The sequence below is a fragment of the Peribacillus sp. ACCC06369 genome (assembly GCF_030348945.1).
In the GTDB taxonomy this organism is placed as follows: domain Bacteria; phylum Bacillota; class Bacilli; order Bacillales; family DSM-1321; genus Peribacillus.
In genome coordinates this window covers 712179-735966 of the sequence record NZ_JAUCEN010000002.1, presented here as the reverse complement: position 1 = coordinate 735966, position 23788 = coordinate 712179, and the positions used below count along the sequence as shown (strand labels likewise).

The following is a 23788-nucleotide window of genomic DNA, read 5'->3' as shown; positions in this document are numbered from 1 at the left end:
ATGCTACACCATAATCAAACAATCCAATAGATCACCAAGAGAATGTTTCACGATTAGGAAATTGTGGAAAATAAATGATATAGGAGGGATAAGAAATGTTATCTAAAAAACCAGCGGTCAGAATGGTTAGCGCGGTTATTCTAACCAGTACTCTTTTAGGGGCAGGTGCTTCATTTTCAACAGAACCGATTGAGGCTGCTTCCACTATGGATTCCACTTCTGGCATAGCTAAGGAACACGCTCTTACCACCTTACATGAAATCTACAACAAAGCTTTTTCAGGAGAGATGCCTTATACTGCCAAGGGTTTGAAAATTAGTGAAAACACCCAAAAAGAAGTATATGAGAAATTTGGTTCCCCCCCAGAACCAGGTAACACTGATGAAACATTTGACTATTACCATGCAGAGATGGGACACCCAGGATTTGCATTTGCCTATAACGATGACAAGACCATCTCACAAATCCGATATTTTGGGACAAATGTAGAACGGGACCATAATCTAGGAAACATCACACCTAAAGTTATAGGGAAACAACTCGGCAGCGCTGACGAAATACGCCATATTTCCAGAACGAATGAAATCAACTATATTTACAAGACAGGAAATTATGAACTACAATTCATTGTCGGTGAAGATCAAACTGTAGATCATATCAATTTACTCGAAGCTAAATAATATTTACGGCAAAATAGTCGTTGCAGATTGTAGAGAAGGAATTTTTTCTCTACAGCCTTTTTTGTTTCCAGCCCCTAACCTTCTATCACTTTCAACCTCCCAAAATACAGAATGGAATCAGAACCGATCATTCCATTTACAAAAACCATACTCCCCCCAAACGAGTTCTTAATATTTTTACAATAAAATTAGCTTGTTCAATATTATTTCAATATTAGGAGATGTCGGAAAGATGATTAATAAGTTCAGGGCATTCACAGTATCGGTTGTAAGCATAGCCATCCTTTTTCAAGGTCTTCCCGCGGTTGCTGCAAAAGATTCAGAAGACAATCAACCTGGAGGCAGATGGATAAAGGGCGAATATCATGCCCATACCACTCAGTCAGATGATGCCGAGGGATCACAGAGCCTTGAAAGCTTGCTAAATAACGCATTTGAAAAGTACGGCATGGATTGGATGGGAATTTCCGACCACTTGAGGATGTCTTCAAGGGATGATGAGGGAAATTTGATTCCGGGCGGGCCGATACCGCTATCTCAGGGAATCATTCAATATCAAGCCCCGAAAATGGAACAACTTCAAAAAGAGGGAAAATTTAAAAATAAAGTCATCTTTTCAGGCTTTGAATGGGACATGCCCACATACGAGCACGTCGGCATAGGCATTTTGGGAGATCAGCCGGGATCACCTAAAAGTCTGAAAGCTGGCAATCAATTTGAATATCTGTTCACCAACCAGGATGAAAAGATGTTTGATCCTGTGGATGTAGACGTCTGGAAAGCACAGGATCAAAGAGCCAATAAGACACCCGGGGATGCTCGAACAGCATTGGCATGGCTTGAGAAAAATTATAAGAATACAAGTTATGCTATATTGAACCACCCATCAAGAAAAAAGGTGTACAACATATCTGATTTTCGCGACTTCAACAATATCGCCCCGAATGTCATGTTCGGATTTGAAGGTATGCCAGGTAACCAGATGGAGCCAGATAGAGGCGGTTTAAATCTGACAACACCCGAAAATCGGACCTATGGCGGTTCCGATTACATGCTAGCTAAGGTAGGAGGGGCATGGGATGCGCTTCTTGGGGAAGGTCGTAAGTTCTGGACCTTTTCCAATTCGGACTCCCATTTTGAAATCAGTGAAAACCGGCTATACTCCAGCGGTTACTGGCCAGGAGAATATTCGAAGAATTATACATGGGTAAATGGTTCATCGATGCAATCCGTCCTTAATGGAATGCGATCTGGAAAATCCTTCTCCGTTTTTGGTGACTTGATCGATGCCCTTGATTTCCAAGCTGAAAACGGAAACAACAAGGCAGATATGGGCGGGGAACTTAAAGTGAAGGAAGGACAGAAGGTCAAGATTACCATCCGATTTAAGAGCCCCAAAAAGAACAACAACGGGGACCCCGTTAAGGTGGATCACGTGGATTTAATTTCCGGGGAAGTAACTGGAAAAGCAATGCCTGGAACACCTGCTTATAATAAAGCTACCAATGATACGACAAAAGTGGTTAAACGCTTTACAAGTAAAGACTGGAAAACCGATGGCGACGGTTTTCATGCCATCACTTACAAAGTCAAAGCGAATAAGAATCAATATTTCCGTTTGCGAGGGACGAATCTAGGGGTAAATGTCTCTGGAGAAACGATTGACGGTGAACCGCTGATTGATACAAAGACTGAAATCGAGGATAACGAAACGCGTTTTTCAGAAATAAACAAACGTAACTATAAAGACCTTTGGTTCTATTCGAACCCTATTTTCGTCAGCGTAGAGGATAAAAATCATGATAAACACTAAGTTAATTAATATTCTGCAATAGTTCTGGACGGTCCAAAAAAAGCCTCTCATCCACTTAGTTAATAATCGAAGTGGCTGAGGGGCTTTTTGTCCCCTTAGATTCTTAATGATCCCTTCCCTTTCTTTAAAACCCTTCCTCGGATAACGAATATCTTTCTTTTAGTATTATTTCACTTCAATGCGTGAAAATCCGTATAATTCACCAAGTTTCATTAACACTAATCATATAAGTTATTTTCATTGACTTTTTTCCTTTTCTTGTATAGTATCACAGAGTATCAATCCCTATCAGATTACTAGGAGGTTTACCCAAATGAAAAAAATGGTTGCACTTTTATCGATATTGTTAGCTTTCACGGTTGTACTTACCGCTTGTGGTACCAATACAAAAAATGAGGCAAACGATACCGACAATAAATCTTCTTCACAAGAAAATCTATATGATAAAGTTAAAAACGATGGCGTATTAACAGTTGGAACAGAAGGTACATACCCTCCTTTCACATTCCACGATGATTCAGATAAACTAACGGGGTTTGATGTTGAAATTGCTAAAGAAGTGGCAAAACGCCTTGGAGTGAAAGCTGAATTCAAGGAAACACAATGGGACGGCATGTTTGCAGGATTGGATGCTAAACGTTTTGATATGATCGCAAACCAAGTGGGCATCGATGAAGACCGTCAAAAAAAATATGATTTCTCTGACCCATATATTCAATCCGGAGCCGTATTGCTTGTACACAAAGACAATTCGGATATTAAATCCTTTGATGATTTGAAAGGTAAGACCTCTGCACAATCTTTAACGAGTAACTACAATGATCTAGCCAAATCACATGGTGCTGAAGTTACCGGTATTGAAGGATTTTCTCAATCTGTACAGCTTATTGGTTCTAAACGTGTAGATGCGACAATCAATGACAAATTGTCGTACCTTGATTATAAAAAGCAACACCCTGATGCACCTATCAAAGTCGCTGATGAGGAAGAAAGCGGAGTCGCCAGTGGTTTAATGTTCAGAAAAGACAGCGACAAATTAGTGGAAGAAGTAAACAAAGCATTAAAAGCAATGAAAGACGACGGCACGTACGCAAAAATCTCGGATAAATGGTTTGGTGAAGATGTTTCTCCTAAGTAATATTTTCACCGACCCCGAGCGTATGGACCAGCTTGTTTCCATCGCTCAAACCTCCCTCTATCCGATGATAGAGGGAGCTATTCAATATACAATTCCACTAACGCTAATTTCATTTGTTCTCGGCCTTATTCTCGCTGTACTCACAGCATTAGCTAGATTATCTTCCATTAGGATCTTTCAAATAATTGCGCGAGTATATGTGTCAATCATCCGCGGGACACCATTACTTGTGCAATTATTTATCATTTTCTATGGACTTCCAAATTTAGGTGTAACCATCAGTCCTTTTATATCGGCTATTATCGGATTCTCATTAAGTGTTGGAGCATACGCTTCTGAAATTATAAGAGCGGCCATTTTATCCATACCTAAAGGACAATGGGAAGCGGGCTATTCGATCGGGATGTCATATACCCAAGCTTTAAAGCGGATCGTCTTGCCGCAAGCAGCGCGTGTATCCGTTCCCCCATTATCAAACACGTTCATTAGCCTTTTAAAAGATACATCGCTTGCATCACTCATTCTTGTAACGGAATTATTCCGTAAAGCTCAGGAGATCGCTGCAAAAAACTATGAATTTCTACTACTTTACATGGAAGCGGCTGCTTTATATTGGATTTTGTGTACCATTTTATCCTTCATTCAAGGAAGTTTAGAAGACAGACTCAATCGTTATGTAGCAAAATAAGAACCGCAGTAGTTAAAGGGGATTTTAAAATGATCAACATTAAGAATCTTCATAAATCGTTTGGTGACCTTGAAGTTTTAAAGGGCATCGATTTGGAAGTGGAGCAAGGTAAAGTCATTGTATTGATCGGTCCTTCGGGTTCAGGTAAAACAACCTTTCTTCGGTGTTTGAATCTCCTTGAGGTGCCAACGGACGGGACGATTGAAATCGATCAAACCGTAATGGACTTCAAAAAAACCGTTAGAAAAAAATCGATTACATCTTTTCGCGGCTTGACAGGGATGGTTTTCCAAAGCTATAATCTCTTCCCCCACAAGACAGCTGTGGAAAATGTAATGGAAGGCCCCATCATCGTAAAAAATATAGCCAAACATGAAGCGAAAGAAACGGCTGCTGCCCTGCTTACAAAAGTGGGCTTAGGTGAAAAAATCGATTTTTATCCTTTTCAATTGTCCGGCGGACAGCAGCAACGAGTCGGCATTGCAAGGGCGCTGGCCATGGAACCTAAGGTCATGCTATTCGATGAACCCACTTCCGCTCTAGATCCTGAACTAGTTGGAGACGTGTTACAGGTGATGAAAGACCTGGCGAAAGAAGAAGGCATGACAATGATCGTAGTAACCCATGAAATGCGTTTCGCCCGTGAGGTCGCCGACGAAGTCATTTTCATGGATGAAGGAAAAATAATGGAACGGGGAACACCCGAACAAATTTTCACAAACCCTAAAGAAGCACGTACACGCAAGTTCCTCAATATGATTCAATAAAAAAAACGATGCTTTTTCAAGCACCGTCCCTGCCCCCCATTTTTTTTGGAAAATGGGGGGTTTTTCTTCATTAGATTAATGAGAGGCTTGGACCTGTTTAGTCCTTGTCCGTGCATGGTAAAGCTGAAAAAGAATCAAAGCAAAAACGGAAAGGATCGCTCCAGATATAAATGGCAAATCTATTGAAATCGAAAATAACCAACCGCCTATCGGAGGGCCTGCAATCCTGCCGAACGAGTCGAAGGAAGAAAGCAGTCCAGTGACACTTCCATGCCCCGACATGGAACTTTTGGTCAGCAAGGCCGAAATTGCAGGTCGGATGAACCCATTACCCACTCCGAAAATCGTTAGGAAGACCGCAGATGTCCAGAAACCGGTAGAAAACAGGATGAGAATGAAACCAACTGCCGATACGATTATTCCTACTCGGATAACCGCGCCTTCCCCGTATTTCTTAGTCATCCTACCCACTAATCCACCTTGAACAATCGCACTGCCAAATCCCATGATCATAAAGATATAGCCTAATTGAACAAGAGTGATATCAGCTTTTTTTGCTGCAAAATAGGCAAAAGTCGTTTCGAGTCCCGCCATTGAAAGCGTGACGATCAATTGTAGGATGAACATGGTGGTAAGTGGCCCTTTAAAGGCTGTCCACATGGACTCTTTATTTTTAGACTGTTGGGCCCTCTTTTCAACCGTATGTGATTCCTTCAGTATCGCAATCACTAAGATTAGTGTGATCAAAGAGGAAATTCCAGCAATGTAAAAAGGTAAATTCAAACTTGATTTGGAGAATATCCCACCAATCGCCGGACCAAAGATGAACCCTAGCCCTGTAGCAGCACCGATGATTCCCATCCCTTTTCCCCGATCTTCCGGCGTCGTGATATCAGCCACATACGCCATTGCGGTTGGCATGTTTGCCGATGACAAAATCCCGCCAACGATCCTGGCTACAAATAATACCCATAAAGAATCTGCCGAGGCCATGATGAAAAATGAAAGGGCCAATCCAGCAATCCCGATTATCATGACAGGCTTACGTCCTATCCGATCAGATATACGTCCCCACATCGGGGCAAAAAATAATTGCATTAACGAATAAACAGCCATTAAAAGACCAAGCTCAGTAGGACTGCCGCCAACCTTTTCAGCGAGGAACGGAATGACGGGAATGATGATCCCAAATCCGACCATGACTAAAAACATCACTAAAAAAAGAACGGGTAACACCTTTTTTGTTTCCATTATTTTTTTCTCCTTTTATTCTTCCACATTCGTTGAGTACATTTTTTAGAAAGTTTTTGTTTTAAAGTACAGGAACGACGTCCTGAATCATAATACTTAGCATGAACTGCCTAGCAATACTTTAAACAGTTTATCATACAACCTTTACCAAATCAGTATGAAGCGCCATCTTCTTTCTCCCCAAATGAAAAGAAACCTCCTAAACTAAATAGAGATCAGGCATCGGGGTCCCTGATCCTTACAGTACATTTTCATTTACGTGTTTCGTGAAACTTATGGAATGGATGCCAAAATTCTATTACTTATAAGAAATATCTTTCACTTTCCCTTATTTTTTGCTGAAGGGTACTCTATAATGTAGGGTATGATTGATGTTTGGGAGGTAGAAGAATGTCAAATGGTCAGTGTATTTTAATTATTGACGATGAAGAAGATTTAGCACGTCTCATGGAGACAGTTTTACATAAGGAAGGTATTCCAAATATTATTACGGCAGGGACGATTGCGGATGGATGGGCAAAGTTTCAGGAATTCAATCCTGCACTAGTCTTGCTAGATATTATGCTTCCAGATGGTGAAGGATATGATTTATGCAAGCAAATTCGTGAAGTGTCCAATGTTCCGATTTTATTTTTGTCCGCAAAGGATGAGGAAATTGATAAGCTTTTAGGATTGGCAATAGGCGGGGATGATTATATTACCAAACCTTTCAGTCCGAAAGAAGTTGCCTATCGAGTAAAGGCACAGCTGAGACGTGCTGGCTTTTCAGAGGACAAAGCGGCTCCGAAAAAATTACAAGTTGGTCCTTTTGAGCTTAGTGCCAATGAAAATGAAGTGAAAAAGGATGGCAACACAATCGAGCTCACAGCTAAAGAAATCGGGCTGATGAGCTGTTTTATGCATCACCCGAATCAGATCTTGAGCAAGGAGACTTTGTTTGAACATGTGTGGGGTGATGATTTCTTTGGCTCTGATAATACAGTGATGGTACATATTCGCCGTTTACGCGAAAAAATCGAGGTGGATCCTTCAAAGCCTTTGTTTTTAATAACCGTTAAAGGGCTTGGTTATAAATTACAAACCAAGGGGTGAAACAAGATGAAGTGGAAATTGACACGGCGCTTTTTAGGATCCGTTGTGACAATAGTTGTAATCGTAGGGATTGTAAATACAATTTTACTCTTAAGCTTACTCTTTGTTCATTTCGACACGGAAGAGGAATCTGCGGAAAACTTTAGCCGATCTTTTTCACAATATGTAGAGCTAATAGATGGCAAACCAATGGTAAATGAAGAAGGACTGGAAAAACTGCGGAACACAAACGCCTGGATACAATTTTTGAATGATAAGGGTGAACAAGTCGCAGCCTATTACACACCTCAAAAATTGCCAACCGTATATTCCCCTGTTGAAATCGTCCAAATGTATAAGTATAAAGAAATTGATGCAGAGACGACTGTTTTTGCCGGCGAAGCTCATGATTTCAGCTATTTTGTAGGGGTTAAAGATCGAGGAATAGGCCGATATGTACTGTCCTATAATTATGTTCACATTTTAAATTACATCAACATCATACTTTTACTGTTTTTAACCGTGGATATCATTATTGCCCTAGTCATTGGACTATTATTTGGTAAAAGATTAACGACACCACTTAACACTTTAATAGAAGGAATTCAGCAGCTTCGTGAAAGACGTTTTAAAAAGATGAGCATACCAAAAGGCGTTTATGAAGATGTATTTCACAATATGAATGAACTGTCTGTAAAGCTAGATCAGTATGAGAAAGAACGTGATCTTCTCGACAAAATGCGTGAGGAATGGATTAGCAATGTTTCACATGACATGAAGACACCACTTGCTTCCATCCATGGGTATACAGAATTGATGAAAGACAACGCCACAGATTTAACACCACAGGAATTGTATGAGTTTTCATCCATTATTAATAGACAGTCCACTTATATGAAAGATTTGTTAGATGACCTAAATTTAACGATGCGTTTGCGGAATCAAAGACTCCCCTTGCAATTTGAAGATGTAGAAATCGTGGGGTTTATTCGGGAAATGACGATCGAGCTTTTAAATGATTCACAACTTGGTGATCGACAGGTTGAATTTGAGGCAAATGTGGACATGGCAAAACATAAAGTGGATAAAAAATTACTGAAGCGGGCAATTTTTAACTTTATCTACAACGCACTCGTGCACAATGAGGAAAATGTCATTGTGAAAATACAAATTGATGATATTCGTCTAGAATCGGAACTTCATACCAAAATTACCATTGCCGATAATGGCCGCGGTATTCCCTCCGAAGATTTAGAACAGGTTTTTGAACGCTATTATCGAGGGACGAATACTGCCAGTACACATGGGACTGGACTAGGTATGGCCATTGCAAGAGACATCATTCTGGCTCATAATGGAAAACTTGATTTGACTAGCGTTGAAAATAAGGGAATCACCATTACCATCCTTTTATAATGCACATTTTACTTAACAGGAAAAGGGCTGTACTCCTCTTACTTATTGGAGACAGCCCTACTTCCCTATTTATTTTGTTTGTGCCTTTTTTGGAATTTCCTCAAATTTCACTTCATCATATGACGAAACTTCATCACCATTTTTCACGTACATCTTCAAGTAAGCATCTTTCCGAAGATTTTTTTGTGCCGTGAATTCTAGTGGTATTGTTTCACCATCTGCATTCTTTGCGTCCAGTTTATAAGAATAGTAGGTCATCACTGAACCATCATCAAGTTTGGTTTCATGTTTTACCCCATCCTCTATAATTTGCAAATAATAATTATCGGCATTCATACGGTTAAAGTCTATTTTAGTAAGCGCGAAGACTCCTGCCGCTCCCAGTATAAACAAAATGCCAACTACCATAAGAAATTTCTTCATCTCGATCATCCTTCTGTTTTATTATTTTGTGTGATAATACGATTATAGGAAGCTACTGTTAAGAAATAATACAGACCGTAGATAACCGTATAAGCAATCATCCAGATCAACACAGGTTTTGCCAGGTCCATCATCAATAAGCCCGAGAAGGCTTTTAAAGCAACTGCACTGTGTAATAACCCCACTGTCAGTGGTACGAAAAAGATTACGAATACTTGTGATGCAATGGATTTCCGCATTTCTTTTGCGTTAACGCCCATTTTATGAAGCATATTGTATTGCGATTTATCTTCCTCTGCTTCAGTTAGAACTTTAAAGTAAATGATACTGCCTGTTGCAGCTAAAAAAACCAGACCAAGAAAACTTCCGATAAAGAGCAATGAGCCCACACCCTCGATACTTGTTTGGAAATCTTGAGGGGCACTGGAAAATAGCGCTTCTTCAGGTAATTGTTTTGCAATTTTTTCTGATAAATCCTTCGAAGCTTGTTCAACACCGATAACACGATATTTTAGGGATTCCCCTTCTTTTTGCAATGATTTAAATTGATCATTCGATACTACCACTGCAATGCCTGCTGTTCCGGCATTTAAAACTGTTTGTGTCTTAATACTTTGGAATGTGATTGCCGTGTTGTTTTCTGTCGTGATGGTCTTGTCCTTATATATAGGTGAGAACCTTTTGTCATATCCAATATCCAAAATGACTGCATTGTCATTATTCACAAGCAGTGCTTCCTTGCCTTGAACTTCCGCTAATTTGTTATATGTTTTTTCGTCGATAACCGTGTAAATCCTTTTATCAGAGCTATCGAATGCTGATGGCATGTTTAATTCTTTCGTATTAAATGTGACAGATAGCGCTTCAATATTTTCATCATACTTTGTATCTGACAATACAGCGCTCACTTGTTGATCGCTTTTTGCATCCGATAGCTGATACATGAAGGTATTCGGATCAACGGTCATAACTTGGTCATTTGCATTGTAATAAAGACCATAAACCGCACCGCCGGCCGTTACCGTTGTAGCACTTAACACCGCAATTACGGTCAATGTACGTGCATTACCCCGAATGCGATACAGCAGTTGCGAGATCGTCATTAAATGAAGGCCTTTCCATAGCCATTTTTCATTTTTCTTAATCACGGCTAGCACAAAGCCTGTCACGCTATGAAACAAGAGAAACGTACCGACAATAACTGTTGTCAATATAATGAGTGCTGTCATTAAAAACCCGACCTTTTCCCACACTTTAGAAGTAAAAAGATCTTGCATCGCCAACCAATAACCCATGACAATCAGGAAAATTCCCAGAATGGCTACAATCATTGATGGCTTCGGGGCTGCTTCCCCTTTTTTCGATGCATGGAAGAGATCAATTAGTTTAAATTGATAAATTAAACGATAACCCTGGAATGATGTCACCAAGAAAATAATAAGAAATACAATTGAGGTGTTCAATGCTGCAGATCCCGAAAAAGTAAATGGTGCTATGACATCATAGCCCATTAAATAAATCAAAATCGTCATGAATCCTTTTGAACAAAGGAATCCAAGGAAAATCCCGACAACTAATGAAACCAAACCAAGCAATAGGTTTTCAAAGAAGAGCATAAAACCAATTTGACGATTACGTACGCCAAGCAATGCATATAATGCCACTTCTTTTTTACGTTTTTTCATAAAGAATGAATTTGAATAGGCAATGAAAATGGCAACGAAGAAAATCAGGATGACTGCCGCACCACTCATTAATGAACCTAATTTTTGTGATGAAGCCGTTTGTTCTGCAACTGTGTCGCTATATTTTAATGTTACAAATGTGAAGTAGATGATAATGCTAAAAACCATCGATGCGATATATAAAAAATATTGGGAGAGGTTTCGTGCAATATTTTTTCTCGCTAGACTAAATAACGTCATCTACCTCACCTCCAATTGTTGCAAGAACATCCAAAATCTCTTGGAAGAAAGCTTTACGTGTTTTGCCACGACGGTAAATTTCTGTTGAAAGCGTACCATCCTTGATGAAAATAATGCGCCTGCAGAAGCTTGCGGCATAAGCATCATGCGTCACCATCATAATGGTGGAATTATTATTTTCATTCAGTTCACTTAAACTTTCGAGCAGACCTGTCGCAGATTTTGAGTCAAGTGCACCTGTTGGCTCATCTGCCAGGATCAGTGCCGGCTCTGTCACCAGTGCTCTGGCTGCAGCTGTTCTTTGCTTCTGGCCACCGGAAATTTGGTATGGATATTTAGCTAATAAATCCTCAATCCCAAATACTTTTGCAATGCGATTCACTAAGATAGTAATTTCTTTCGCTGGAATTTTCGCAATCGCCAGTGGTAATAATATATTTTCCTTCACAGTCAAAGAGTCGAGCAAATTGTAGTCCTGGAAGATGAAACCGAGATTATCACGTCTGAAATCTGTTAAGTCAGCTCCCTTCATATCGTGAATGCTCGTATCATTCATATAAATTTCCCCTTCAGTTGGCGAGTCAATAGTTGCTAACATATTAAGCAACGTCGATTTCCCTGCCCCAGAAGGTCCCATGATCCCTACAAACTCTCCTGCATGAATATCAAAAGATATATTTTCCAACGCTGTGTAGGCAGCACTTGATTTCCCATAAGTTTTTTTTATATTATCCACTTTTAATAATGGTTCCATTTGTTTCACCTCTTAATTTTGTTGATACTTATACTTTACATGCCCATCCTTACAGCATGGTTATGCCAACCTTACAGCAAGCTTAAATCCATAAAAAAACGCCTTCTTTTGAAAAGAAGACGTTTTTTCATTATGAATTTTTCAAACACCATCAAAGGACTTAATAATTACGATATTAGAGTATGCCCCTTATCATTTAACTTTGCTTCAATAGCCTGCGATCGATTACAAAATTCCCAAACGGGATGAATGAAACGATGAAGATCAACGCCATTTTTAAAAAGGACCATTTTGATATAATGCTCACATAGAGCAGTAAAAGCCCAAACACGACAAATAAGAAACCATGGATGCTGCCCAAAATGAGTGTTGCTTCCCCAATATCCAATATGTACTTAATGGGCATACCAATGGCAAGCAATAGAACATATGAAATTCCCTCAATTATTGTAATAAACCGAAACCAACCAATAGCTGTCGAAAACATTCGCTCATCCCCTTATTCATTGTACAAGAACGACACACAAACAGACTTCCAGCTTCTTGTCCCCAATCCAAAATATGTTACTCTATCATATTATATTACTGGAAGATCCACTAATAAATAGTACCAGGAACCGTTTCCTAAAATTAAACTTGCAAAAGCCCAATCCAAGGATTGGGCCTGTTAACAACGTAAGGGGTTCAACTTTACTTAAAGACGTTCAATTCCGAAACCAATTCGCTCCCTCATCCATGTGCACGAAGGGAATATCCGTATCAATTACACCTTTGATTCGTTCTAACTCAACATCTTCCCCTTCGAGCCATTTCGCAAAATCTATTGAAGTCGGCTCCTGGTTCCCACCCAAAGCGATCCAAGCTTTCATCTCCTTAGGTAAATAAGCGGATGTATGAATCGTTCCCGCCCAGCTGCTATATAAATCCGAGAAGACGCCTTGATTGGTATCATTAAACAACCTATAAGCATCGTAGGCAGATGAAAGGTTCCCTTCATGATCTTGTATAATTTCCAATCGGCGTTTCGAATCGATAAGATGGTTACGATTTTCATGTTTCATGATTTCAAAATGATTGGTACAGGCATTTGACGTGCGCACCTCTACATTTCTCGGAGAGGTTTCCACAATATAGGTACTTCCGCTTTTATCATAGACGACGTAAGTGAAAGAATGACGATGCGGGATTTCCTTCAACATCGCGACCGCTTCCTGAACGTTCGCACAAGATTCAACAATCAGCCTGCCAATCATGCAACAAATGAACCCATCACCAGGGTTCTTGCGATTCATGAAGTTATAGCCTATCACCAAACCTTTTTCGTTCATTCCATCCATCCGGCCAGTCCCTCGCTGACTCGGGCCGATGCTTGAATACCCTCGATCGCTTGGCTGGAATAAGACATAGCGCCCTTCATATGTCTTTGGATGGTAATCATAATTGCGAATCAGATAATCATCGCCTGTCATGATGGAGCACCCCGACCGAACATAATCCAAACGGTATCCCCCGAACTCCTGCAACACGCGTTCAATTGGCCATTTAAGCGCATCTTGCAACCCCAGTAATTCCTCCCAAACTCCAGGGGCGAATTGTGTAATCGCCTTCTTGACCTCTTCCTCTTCAACCGTAAACCGAGGCTGCCTGATCTTCCACTGATCTTCACGATTTTTTACCGTTAGTGAATCTTTTAATTCCTCCCCTTGCATGTATCCAAACTCATAATGTGTACCCCGAAATTGTATGACATCACTATATATTTGCTTCACGGCTTATCCCTCATTTACAGTAGTTACTATTCAAATTAAGAATACTTGAAGTAATGTTGAAAATAAAGAAGATAAGCCTTTAAATTCATGAAACAACTCACTTTGGCCTGTTCTCTCTTCCCGTTGTTTTACGGGCCGGTTTAACTGGCTTGGGCGTGGGGATTGCATGCAAAAGAATCTTTTCAATTAAAGGGCATCTCTAGAATTTAAAGTAGATTAAACTTAATTGATTATATCTTATTTATATTTAACTTTTATATAAGGAGCACCTACACCATATGCGTATTAGAATAATAAGTATTTATAATCTTTCCAGTAGGATTTTTTACTACGTGTTTAAATCTCTTGAAAGTAATATCTGACCATACACCTAATCTACTATATTTTTTTGAATTAGCTGAGATTGTTGCAGAAACTGAAGTGTTATGTGATATGCTAACGCCCACATTAAACCCACCATAACTATAAGAACCAGAAATAGTATAGGATTTTCCACGGGAAATGGTATAACTACTTGCTTTAACCCAAGCATTTGTTAGAGGGTGGTAGTTTACCCATTTTTCTCTTTTACTGTATTAGTAGTAATTGTTGTTGTTGTAGTTTTATTACATGTTGCGCACCTAGAAACGATATTTTGATTCTTAAAATTTAAATATTCACTGTAATCTTCTTCTGTATCAAAAAAAATTAATGTCCCATCATCTTTTGTTAAGTTGTACGGTGTGTCCACTGTTAATTCTACATTCGCTCCTTCTAATTCAACATTAGAATCTCTTCAGAGTCTGCTGTAACCTTGGATAAATTCGCAGAACTAATCAATAAAATAAACAGACTCAAAATACTAAGAAGTTGGAAGTAAAACTTTCGGTTATTAATTATCATTTTTAACAACCTCCCCTTTTTCCATAATATTCTGTATAATTCAAGTATACATTTTTTTAAATACAAATTGGTACAAAAGGAGTATTTTTATGAAATTTTTAACTGGCACTATAGCATTGTCTGTTTCTTTTATACTATTCATTTATTTGTATGGTTTAAAAGTCGATCATTCAATAAAATATAATGGAAGCTTTTTTACTTTTCCAGTCATCCTATTATTAATAGCCGTATTTTGTTTTGTATCGAAAAACAACAATACAAAAATGTAGATTAGAAAACTAAAAGCCCCTTTCAACTAGCATCTTAATCCTACATATTAGAGGGTTCGGGTGGTGGTGGATGTTTCTTGGAAATTTTTTACAACTTACAAATAGACGAGGAGAATTACCAGAAATCCGGAGAGTTCGGTCTTATAGTGGGAGAATATCATATAAAAGAAGAAGATATGACTGTTGAGTACGCTTTGCTCCTTTTCAAGCTTTTTCTAGTCAATAATCAACTTATCTGATGACAAATAAAAGAGGAACGGTTTTATTCCGTCCTCTTTTATTTTAGTAGATTCCGCTAATGATTTCGTGACATCTAAAAAAAAGATAAGCCTTTAAATTCATGAAACAACTCACCACCCCGTACCTCCTTCATAATCTGTAACTAGGCATATATATGAGGGGGACGGATCATGGAGATGGAATTAACGGCACTCCATTGGATTTATGTTGTATTCATTGCATTGATAATCGGGTTTATGGTAAAACGTCGTGATACTACCCTCATCTGCATAATTGGTATTTTCCTTTTGGCTTTAGTGGCTACAGGCAGTTTAGCATCCTCCATAAGCGGGATATTCAACAGCTTCATTTTCGCAATCACGGAATTAATGTCCACGATATTAATCATTTCCATCATAGTTGCCATGAGCACGGTTTTAACGAAGTCCGGCATTAATGATGTCATGATTGCACCGTTTGCTAAATTCATTAAAAATCCTACACTTGCCTTTTGGGTAATCGGGATCGTCATGATGATCATATCCTGGTTTTTCTGGCCATCACCGGCCGTTGCCTTACTCGGGGCTGTTTTGCTCCCTGTTGCATTACGGGCTGGTTTACCTGCGTTAGGCGTAGCGATGGCGATGAACCTTTTTGGTCACGGAATAGCATTATCAGGGGACTTCATCATTCAAGCTGCACCTAAACTAACTGCGGATGCCGCTTCAATACCAGTCGGTGATGTCATCGCCGCGAGTATTCCCCTTGTCATTACAATGGGGGTCGTTACCACCCTTTCCGCCTTTCTCCTTTTAAAGCGGGATATGAAACTTGGAAGAATCAAGGCGGCGGATAATGAGGGAATCGTCCAAGATCAAACAATCAGTGAAGATCTGCTCACACTGGGACAAAAGAAGTTTTTTGCCGTTTTCATTCCGATCGCCTTTCTGTTGGATGTTGTGGCATTGTCGATTTTGAAGCTCCAAGGCGGAGATGCAACGGCGTTGGTTGGCGGTACAGCCGTTTTCATTTTGCTGATTTTATCCCTTGCCGCACATAAACAACAAGGACTTGAAAAATCAACGGCCTATTTAATTCAGGGTTTTCAATTTGGCTTCAAAGTATTCGGACCAGTCATACCAATCGCTGCATTCTTCTATTTAGGTGATTCTGGATTCAATCAGATCATCGGGGACTATTTACCAAAAACATCCCTCGGCATCGTCAATGACCTCGGTGCCGCATTAGCGGCCTCCGTTCCTTTAACGAAAGAAATAGCCGCTGTCACATTAACGGGAATTGGTGCCATCACTGGATTGGATGGATCGGGATTCTCAGGCATTTCTTTAGCCGGATCGGTCGCCAAACTATTTGGAACGGCAATCGGAAGCGGAACCGCCACATTGACCGCACTTGGGCAAATAACCGCGATTTGGGTCGGCGGAGGTACCCTGATTCCATGGGCACTGATACCAGCCGCTGCAATCTGTAACGTCAGTCCCTTTGAACTTGCTCGAAGGAATTTGCTGCCGGTAACCATTGGTTTAACAGTCACTACGATAGTCGCGATGTTTCTCATTTAATGATTCTGTCCGATATGTATGGACTCACGGAACGGATTGAAATTTCCACATTCCCATATTTAAAAAGGACTGAATTAAAAATCAGTCCTTTTTCATTTCAATCGTCGATATAACTGTAGATTTCGTCGATATATTTTTATTTTCGGAGATATAACTGTAGATTTCGTCGATATATTTTTCTTTCATACCCTAACTTATTCGTTATGGAATTTCTTTTTTGAAATCCATATGTTCGTTACCAATATCGTTAGTGCCGTCAATTCAAGTGCCGCTAATGCACCCCAAATCGCCTGTGTATTGACGGTACCTAAAATCAATACTTCCATCGCATATTTACTCATGCTTGCTGGATTCACATTATCTATAACCGGGCTTAAACCAACTATCATTCTGCAGCCGAGAAGAAATACTATCGAAATTAATGCAATGATGCCCTGACTATTAAAAATGGTACTGATCATCGTCGTGAATGAAACGATAAATAAAATCCACAGCAGATAGAACAACAAAGCCACTATTAAATTCACAAAATCAACACTCGTAAACAAAAAAACTGCATACAGATATGAAACCAAGTATCCTAATGCTACACTGCAGGCAACAAACAGATAATTGGAAATGATTTTCCCACTTATATAAGATACAACCGTCACGGGCCTTGTAAGAATGAAAGCCAGCATCCCATTTGCTTTATCAGATTGTACGACCCCCATCATGGAAACGATGATGATCATGACTCCGAGCTGATCAAATTGAGACCCTAATGTACTAGCAAGAACTTCGCCGCCTGTTTGGGCAGCCATGCTTGGATCAATGGTGATACCTTGGCCCCCACCCAGAGCTTCTAATATTGAAGGTAAATAATAGCTTACAACCGGTTGAGTTATCCCTAAAAAAATAAATGCAAGTGGAAGCCAAATTACTTTAAATTCACGTACCATCTGAACAAATTCCTTTTTCGCTAAAACGGTAAAATTATTCATTCTTCTACCACCAATTTTAAAAATATCTCTTCCAATGTATCGTTATCTATTTCGAACCTTACAAGATCAACATTATGCTCCAGCGCATTCGCCAGTAACATATTCTTGTTTGACTCAATATTTTCCACTTCTATCTTCAATTTATTTCCCATTACCTCTACACTTTTTACAAAGTTCAAGCTTTTAACGTTTTCAATCCATTTTTGACTTTTAGAGGTTATGTCGACATTAATTTTGTTTCCGCTATTCCTGTTTAGTAATTCTGACATTGTTGTATCTTCAATTTTTTCCCCACTCTTTATAATGACAAATCTCTCACATATTTCTTCTGCATCGCTTAATATATGTGTCGATAATAAAATTGTCGTATCTTTCTTTATTTCTTTTATTATATTTAACACTTCTCTCCGGCCGATTGGATCTAATGCCGAAACAGGTTCATCCATGACAATCAATGCTGGTTTATGTAACAACGCTTGTGCAATTCCAAGCCTCTGTTTCATACCTCCTGAAAAAGTTCTCACCTTTGAATTCTCTTCCCCGCTCAACCCCACTTTCGACATTATCTCTGGAATGCCCCTTAATAATTCTTCCTTCTTGATACCTGAGAGCTGCCCCATGAAAGTGAGGGTTTCTTTGGCAGTCATCCATTGAAAGAAGTTTGGGTATTGTGGTAAATAGCCTATTTCCTTTTTCATTTTTGAAATTTTCTTACCATCAAGCAATACTTCTCCCATACTTGGATCTATAATATCTGAAATCACTTTTATTAGTGTCGATTTACCAGCCCCATTTGGCCCTATCAATCCAACACATTCCCCTGATTGCAGTTCCATTGAAAAATTATTGACCGCTGTTTTTTCTTTGAATTTTTTTGTAACATTTTTAATCTCTAATTTCATATTCTTTCACTGTCCTTTCTACCAATAACGAAGTACAGAATTGGACCGATAGTATTTGCAAAAATAATGATGAGTGTCCACAATAAAACATTTTTCCTCGTCTTTCGATTTCTGTATAAATCAATTAATGCTATAAGCACTAAAATCATTCCAATAGCAATTACCGGTAAAATAATCGGCAGAATAGACATGAAATCAATATCTTTCAATTCGTTCCATCCATAATGCAATTCCATATATACCACTCCTTTGAAAACGAAATATTATTATCATTATCGATAATGATAACATTAAAAATGGAATTTTGCACCTATTTTTTTCTTTAATAAAATATTGTTTTAGTTTTTATTGTTATTTATAATGATAATATTATCACAATGAATAATAATAAAAATATAGTGTTATTTATTAATTTTTTTTCATGAAGACATTATTTTTTTACACTTATTTGAAAAGCCTTATTATTTACTTCGAAAAAATATTTCTGTACTATTATTTTTCAAACCGTGTCATTTTTATAAATGAAAATGATTCAAACATTACAATATATGATGAATTAAACTTATTATTCATGGTCAACATTAAAATTGATTGAAACTTATCCAGTTATAATTTCCAATGTGAGGAGAATAAGATGATTAATAAAGCTGAAATTTTAATGCATCCTGTAAGAATAAAGATTACCCAAGCTTTAATGAGAAACAGGGAAAATGGCTTAACACCATTGGAAATGTTAAAAGTCATTAAAGATGTACCCCAAGCAACATTATATAGACATATACAGGTTCTGTTGGATTCAGGGGTCATTCGCATTGTAAAAGAGAAAAAGGTGAGATCCGTTTCCGAAAAATACTATGTTTTAAATGAAGAAGAAGCGCGACTTAGCGGGGAAGAATGGAAAAAATCTTCTAATGAGAAAAAGGTGAATTATTTTTCTTATTATCAATTATCCCTTATGACTCAATATCAAAACTATCTTAATAAATTAGAAGAAAGAGACTGCGCAGAGGATGGTTCAACCTTTTCCCTTTTAGAACTAAAGCTTGATGATGAAAGCTTTATTAACTTCCAAAATGAATTGAACGATTTAATGTTAAAATACTACAAAGCTACGAATCAAAGTGCTAAACAAGACTCTCCTATTCGAACAATCGGCGTTACGATTATTCCAGAATCATAAACAAATGAAAAAGGCTGTTCCAAAACCATGGTGCCATGACCTTGGAACAGCTCCTTCATTATGGAAGAAACCCTACATTTTTTATCTGCTTGACGGCAATTATCAGGTCAAAAATGAAGCTATCCGTTGGCAGCAGCAAGAGTCATCCTTAAAATTCAAATTCCCCCCAAAGCTTCCTTGATACTGCTGTATACTTCGTCCCATAGATGCTTTTCTTCGGAAAAAGCCGCTGTTATCTTTTTAATAACTTCTTTTTGCTCTGCCTCGAAACGTTCATCATCCTTGGCAGGCAGGTCAGACCTCAACTCCATTACATACTCTTGTACCTTTGGTGCACGAGGTCCCCAAACAGCTTTTTCTTCCCCATTCTTATCAATTAATATAAAGATGGGGATCGAACGCGCTGTTCCATTCGTTAAGTATTGATCCATCAGTTCAAGATTTTGATCTCGTAAAACCATGCGAGTTTCAATATTTGCCGCTTCAGATATATTCAGCAATATAGGAATATTCATCATCGCGTCTCCGCACCAGTCTTCAGTAATGACAATGGCTCTAAGTTCCTTCGTCTTTAATGCATCAAAGAACCCTTGGTCCTCTGCAGAAATGGAAAAGCCCTCCTGAATCGATTGTACGTTTTCTTTATGAACTTTCATCGAAGATACAAATTCTTTAGCAGGAATCCCCTTTTCAAACCATTCATTCAGTGTCGTCATACTATTTCTCCTATCTATTTTTACATTAAAAGTACCATAAACCAATTATTATTTCATTGTTTCCACACTGAAAAATAAAATAACAAATTGGTAAATTAAAACCATGTTTTCTTTCCCGTGTAGAGGGAAAACTCTAAATACATCCAATAGCTTGGTAACTACCTATTTTATATTTATTAAAACATTGTTTTTTAGTTTAGGAGATGAAATTTTGTGGAAGGTTTTCTCTTTGCGCTACTCCCTGCATTGACATGGGGCAGCTTAGTGCTTGTTTCCGAAAAACTCGGAGGCAACTCTTATAATCAAACGCTTGGCATTACAATCGGGTCATTACTGTTCGCCATCATGATGTCTTTCATCAATCCGCCGGAATGGAACAGTCTAGTGTGGATTGTCGGCATCATTTCCGGGATAGGCTGGGCATTCGGGCAGTTATTTCAATTCAATAGCGTCAAGGAAATCGGGGTATCGAAAACCGTTCCAATCTCAACAGGACTGCAAATTCTAGGAAATACATTCTTTGCGGTTATCATTTTCAGGGAATGGAATGACAGGATTACAGTCATCATCGGCATTGTTGCAATAATCTGTTTGATTACAGGTGTCTTGCTGACGAGCTACGGCGATGGTGATAACAAAAAAGCAGGTAGCATGAAAAAAGGGATTTTTTATCTTGCCATTTCAACAGTGGGTTATGTTACATATGTCATTGTAGTCAGATGGAATGAAGTTGACGGATGGTCGGCGATCCTGCCTCAAGCAATTGGCATGTTCCTAGCTGCCCTGCTCCTTTCCATCAGACATAAACCGTTTAATAAGTATGCCGGACGAAATATTCTAACCGGAATCATGTGGGCAATCGGCAATATCGGTCTCCTGCTCGCTAATCCAAAAGTGGGCGTTGCCATCGCTTTCTCATTTTCCCAAATGGGAATCGTCATTTCGACTTTAGGCGGCATCTTTCTTTTAGGAGAGAAAAAGTCCAAAAAACAAATGGCCTTCGTCATCATCGGATGTGTACTCGTAATTACTGGCGGAATCATGATCGGCTTTACAAAAGAATAGTCAAAGGAGAGATAATTGATGTATGAAGATTTAGAGAAAAAAGTAGTCGTGATCACTGGGGCGGCAAAAGGGTTAGGAAAAGCCATGGCCGAAAGGTTCGGTAAAGAAAAAGCACATGTCGTATTGAATTATCACACTGAAAATGGCGACCATAAGGAAATCATCAAGACGATTGAAGCTGCCGGCGGGAAAGCCGCAGCCATTCAAGGAGACGTTTCAAAGGAAGCGGATGTGAAGAAATTGCTTTCATTCGCTGTGGACACCTTTGGTACAATCGACATCATGATCAACAATGCCGGTATTGAAAATGAAGTGCCAAGTGAAAAATTGACACTTGAAGATTGGCAGAAAGTCATCGATGTAAATCTAACGGGTATGTTCCTGGCTAGCAGGGAAGCCATCAGTTATATGCTTGATCATGGTATTAAGGGGAATATCATTAACATGTCTTCCGTTCATGACCGGATTCCTTGGCCTCATTTTGTCCACTATGCAGCAAGTAAGGGCGGAGTGAAGATGATGACAGAAACCCTTGCACTTGAATATGCCCCTAAAGGGATTCGCATTAATAATATTTCTCCTGGCGCAATCGACACACCAATCAATGCCGAAAAGTTCAATGACCCAAAAGCTAAACAAGAAGTCATCGACCTGATACCGATGGGATATATCGGAAAACCGGAACAAATTGCCGCTTGTGCTGCTTGGTTAGCTTCCGCTGAATCAAGCTACGTAACGGGCATGACCTTATATGCTGACGGCGGAATGACCAAATATCCAGGATTCCAAGCAGGAAAAGGCTGATCTTAACTTAGCTATATGGATAGGAGAAAAGAATTTGAGGGACTAGGATTTCTCCTATGTCCCTCATTCCTTTGTCATCCCCTTATGTCTTTATTTGATGGATTCTAATGATGAAAATACGACTAATCTAATCCCTTATTCCCGTTAATTACCTATTTTCTTCATAAACAAACCGATTTTTTGGATTCTTTAATCCAAGGTGATCACGGAGAGTGTCTCCTTCATAGTCCAAACGGAACAAACCCCTCTCCTGTAAAATTGGAACAACCTTCTCGACGAAATCCTCTAAGTCGCCTGGTAACAGTGGAAATTGAATCATAAAGCCATCTGCAGCTTTTTCAGTAAACCATACCTCCATTTCATCAGCTACTTGACTTGGTGTACCGACAAATCTATCTCGTCTGGCAGGACTGAAAAATCTCGCATATAATTCACCCACTTTTATGTCTTCTTCACCAATAATTTTCTTCATTTCATTAAAGTTACTTTGTATGCTATTTACTGATGGAAATTCAACATCCTTCGCTGGTGTATCTAAAGAATATTTTGAAAAATCTACGTTGCCCATATAACCAGAAACGAATTTCAAACTCTCATAAGGGTCGACGAGACTTTGGAGTTTATTGTATTTTTGAATGGCTATTTCCTCGGTTTCTCCGATAATAGGGGAAATGCCGTGAAGGATGTGGAGCTCTTCCACACTTCTTCCAAAATCCATTAAAGACGATTTTAATTCTTGATAATATCGTTTGGATTCTTCAATGTTATCCCAATGTGTGAAAACGACTTCTGCTGTTCGAGCGGCTAATCGCTGCCCTGGTATTGACGCACCCGCTTGAATGATAACCGGCTGCCCCTGCGCCGAACGTGCAATATTCAACGGACCTTTTACCGAAAAATAGTTGCCTTTATACCGAAGCTCATGCACTTTATCAGGATTAAAAAATTGTCCAGTTTCTTTGTTATGCACAAACGCATCATCTTCCCACGAATCCCATAACCCTTGGACAACGTCGAGGAACTCCTCCGCTCGTTCATAACGATGATCGTGTGCCCAATGTTTATCACGACTGAAATTCAAGGCCGTCTCTCCGGTCGCATCAGCTGTAGTAACAACATTCCATCCCACCCGTCCGCCGCTTATATGATCAACAGAAGCAAATTGGCGAGCGAGTACATATGGTTCACTGTACGTTGTAGAAGCTGTCGCCCCAATGCCGATTTTTTCTGTCGCTGCAGCTAATGCTGTAATTAGTACAATCGGATCAAATCGATTAAGTATTTGAGGATGCGATTCATGATTAATGGCCAAACTATCTGCCACAAAGGCAAGGTCAAATTTCCCTTTTTCCGCAATTTTTGAGAGTCTTTGCAAAGCTTTCACATCAATACTTGCATTCGGATTTGATGCCGGATGCCGCCACGACGCAACATGCATACCTGTTCCAATCAGATAAGCAGCTAACTTCATCTTTCTGTCTTGAGCCATT

23 protein-coding genes are annotated in these 23788 nt (G+C 39.2%); 12 read left to right on the top strand and 11 right to left on the bottom strand.

Annotated features, from left to right (window positions below; translation table 11 throughout):
- Positions 1 to 95 precede the first annotated feature (95 nt).
- The 5 genes from QUF78_RS04330 to QUF78_RS04310 all read left to right on the top strand — a co-directional run bounded on the left by QUF78_RS04330 (position 96) and on the right by QUF78_RS04310 (position 5086).
- Positions 96 to 680: a YjgB family protein gene (locus QUF78_RS04330; protein WP_289323721.1), complete on the top strand. Its 585-nt coding sequence runs from the start codon at positions 96 to 98 to the stop codon at positions 678 to 680.
- A gap of 232 nt (positions 681 to 912) precedes the next feature.
- Positions 913 to 2493, top strand: a complete 1581-nt coding sequence (locus QUF78_RS04325; protein ID WP_289323720.1) for a PHP domain-containing protein — start codon at positions 913 to 915, stop codon at positions 2491 to 2493.
- A gap of 313 nt (positions 2494 to 2806) precedes the next feature.
- Complete coding sequence (locus tag QUF78_RS04320) at positions 2807 to 3631, top strand: amino acid ABC transporter substrate-binding protein (protein WP_289323719.1); 825 nt, start codon at positions 2807 to 2809, stop codon at positions 3629 to 3631.
- Positions 3615 to 4319, top strand: a complete 705-nt coding sequence (locus tag QUF78_RS04315) for an amino acid ABC transporter permease (RefSeq protein WP_289317971.1) — start codon at positions 3615 to 3617, stop codon at positions 4317 to 4319. The genes QUF78_RS04320 and QUF78_RS04315 overlap by 17 nt, the downstream gene beginning before the upstream one ends.
- Before the next feature lie 29 nt (positions 4320 to 4348).
- Positions 4349 to 5086, top strand: coding sequence for an amino acid ABC transporter ATP-binding protein (locus tag QUF78_RS04310; protein ID WP_289323718.1), 738 nt, complete (start codon positions 4349 to 4351; stop codon positions 5084 to 5086).
- A 75-nt stretch (positions 5087 to 5161) separates the two neighbouring features.
- Here QUF78_RS04310 and QUF78_RS04305 read toward each other — a convergent pair whose 3' ends face one another.
- Complete coding sequence (locus tag QUF78_RS04305; RefSeq protein ID WP_289323717.1) at positions 5162 to 6337, bottom strand: MFS transporter; 1176 nt, start codon at positions 6335 to 6337, stop codon at positions 5162 to 5164.
- A gap of 390 nt (positions 6338 to 6727) precedes the next feature.
- Here QUF78_RS04305 and QUF78_RS04300 point away from each other — a divergent pair, with 390 nt between their 5' ends.
- Both QUF78_RS04300 and QUF78_RS04295 read left to right on the top strand, forming a co-directional pair.
- On the top strand, positions 6728 to 7429 hold the full coding sequence (locus QUF78_RS04300; protein WP_289323716.1) for a response regulator transcription factor: 702 nt from the start codon (positions 6728 to 6730) through the stop codon (positions 7427 to 7429).
- Positions 7430 to 7435: 6 nt separating this feature from the next.
- A complete protein-coding gene (locus QUF78_RS04295; RefSeq protein ID WP_289323715.1) occupies positions 7436 to 8824 on the top strand; it encodes a sensor histidine kinase in 1389 nt (462 codons plus the stop codon).
- Between the two features lie 69 nt (positions 8825 to 8893).
- On the opposite strand, the gene QUF78_RS04290 is transcribed toward QUF78_RS04295, so the two are convergent.
- From QUF78_RS04290 to QUF78_RS04270, 5 genes are all read right to left on the bottom strand, one after another.
- Positions 8894 to 9247: a YxeA family protein gene (locus QUF78_RS04290; protein ID WP_289323714.1), complete on the bottom strand. Its 354-nt coding sequence runs from the start codon at positions 9245 to 9247 to the stop codon at positions 8894 to 8896.
- 5 nt (positions 9248 to 9252) lie between these two features.
- A complete protein-coding gene (locus QUF78_RS04285) occupies positions 9253 to 11172 on the bottom strand; it encodes an ABC transporter permease (RefSeq protein WP_289323713.1) in 1920 nt (639 codons plus the stop codon).
- Positions 11159 to 11926 (bottom strand): ABC transporter ATP-binding protein, encoded by a 768-nt coding sequence (locus QUF78_RS04280; RefSeq protein WP_289323712.1) that lies wholly within the window; start codon positions 11924 to 11926, stop codon positions 11159 to 11161. The genes QUF78_RS04285 and QUF78_RS04280 overlap by 14 nt, the downstream gene beginning before the upstream one ends.
- Positions 11927 to 12122: 196 nt before the next feature.
- Positions 12123 to 12413, bottom strand: a complete 291-nt coding sequence (locus QUF78_RS04275) for a DUF3817 domain-containing protein (RefSeq protein WP_289317979.1) — start codon at positions 12411 to 12413, stop codon at positions 12123 to 12125.
- Between the two features lie 217 nt (positions 12414 to 12630).
- Positions 12631 to 13695, bottom strand: coding sequence for a C45 family autoproteolytic acyltransferase/hydrolase (locus tag QUF78_RS04270; RefSeq protein WP_289323711.1), 1065 nt, complete (start codon positions 13693 to 13695; stop codon positions 12631 to 12633).
- A gap of 1228 nt (positions 13696 to 14923) precedes the next feature.
- On the opposite strand from QUF78_RS04270, the gene QUF78_RS04265 reads away from it, so the two are divergent.
- Both QUF78_RS04265 and QUF78_RS04260 read left to right on the top strand, forming a co-directional pair.
- Entirely contained in the window at positions 14924 to 15085 is a 162-nt protein-coding gene (locus tag QUF78_RS04265) for a hypothetical protein (RefSeq protein ID WP_289323710.1), read from the top strand.
- Positions 15086 to 15256: 171 nt separating this feature from the next.
- Positions 15257 to 16648, top strand: a complete 1392-nt coding sequence (locus tag QUF78_RS04260) for a hypothetical protein (protein ID WP_289323709.1) — start codon at positions 15257 to 15259, stop codon at positions 16646 to 16648.
- 194 nt (positions 16649 to 16842) lie between these two features.
- Here the strand turns inward: QUF78_RS04260 and QUF78_RS04255 are convergent, their stop codons facing one another.
- From QUF78_RS04255 to QUF78_RS04245, 3 genes are read right to left on the bottom strand one after another with little or no spacing between them, the layout of a single operon-like run.
- A complete protein-coding gene (locus tag QUF78_RS04255; RefSeq protein ID WP_289323708.1) occupies positions 16843 to 17631 on the bottom strand; it encodes an ABC transporter permease in 789 nt (262 codons plus the stop codon).
- A complete protein-coding gene (locus QUF78_RS04250; RefSeq protein WP_289323707.1) occupies positions 17628 to 18533 on the bottom strand; it encodes an ABC transporter ATP-binding protein in 906 nt (301 codons plus the stop codon). Before QUF78_RS04250 ends, QUF78_RS04255 begins: the two co-directional genes overlap by 4 nt.
- A complete protein-coding gene (locus QUF78_RS04245) occupies positions 18530 to 18769 on the bottom strand; it encodes a PLD nuclease N-terminal domain-containing protein (protein ID WP_034305547.1) in 240 nt (79 codons plus the stop codon). The genes QUF78_RS04250 and QUF78_RS04245 overlap by 4 nt, the downstream gene beginning before the upstream one ends.
- Positions 18770 to 19167: 398 nt before the next feature.
- Here QUF78_RS04245 and QUF78_RS04240 point away from each other — a divergent pair, with 398 nt between their 5' ends.
- Positions 19168 to 19713 (top strand): helix-turn-helix domain-containing protein, encoded by a 546-nt coding sequence (locus QUF78_RS04240; RefSeq protein ID WP_289323706.1) that lies wholly within the window; start codon positions 19168 to 19170, stop codon positions 19711 to 19713.
- Between the two features lie 155 nt (positions 19714 to 19868).
- Here QUF78_RS04240 and QUF78_RS04235 read toward each other — a convergent pair whose 3' ends face one another.
- Positions 19869 to 20429 (bottom strand): thioredoxin family protein, encoded by a 561-nt coding sequence (locus QUF78_RS04235; RefSeq protein ID WP_289323705.1) that lies wholly within the window; start codon positions 20427 to 20429, stop codon positions 19869 to 19871.
- Between the two features lie 213 nt (positions 20430 to 20642).
- Here QUF78_RS04235 and QUF78_RS04230 point away from each other — a divergent pair, with 213 nt between their 5' ends.
- Positions 20643 to 21494, top strand: coding sequence for a GRP family sugar transporter (locus QUF78_RS04230; protein ID WP_289323704.1), 852 nt, complete (start codon positions 20643 to 20645; stop codon positions 21492 to 21494).
- 18 nt (positions 21495 to 21512) lie between these two features.
- Positions 21513 to 22298: a glucose-1-dehydrogenase gene (locus QUF78_RS04225; protein WP_289323703.1), complete on the top strand. Its 786-nt coding sequence runs from the start codon at positions 21513 to 21515 to the stop codon at positions 22296 to 22298.
- A gap of 148 nt (positions 22299 to 22446) precedes the next feature.
- Here QUF78_RS04225 and QUF78_RS04220 read toward each other — a convergent pair whose 3' ends face one another.
- A complete protein-coding gene (locus tag QUF78_RS04220) occupies positions 22447 to 23787 on the bottom strand; it encodes an LLM class flavin-dependent oxidoreductase (RefSeq protein WP_289323702.1) in 1341 nt (446 codons plus the stop codon).
- Position 23788: the final 1 nt, after the last annotated feature.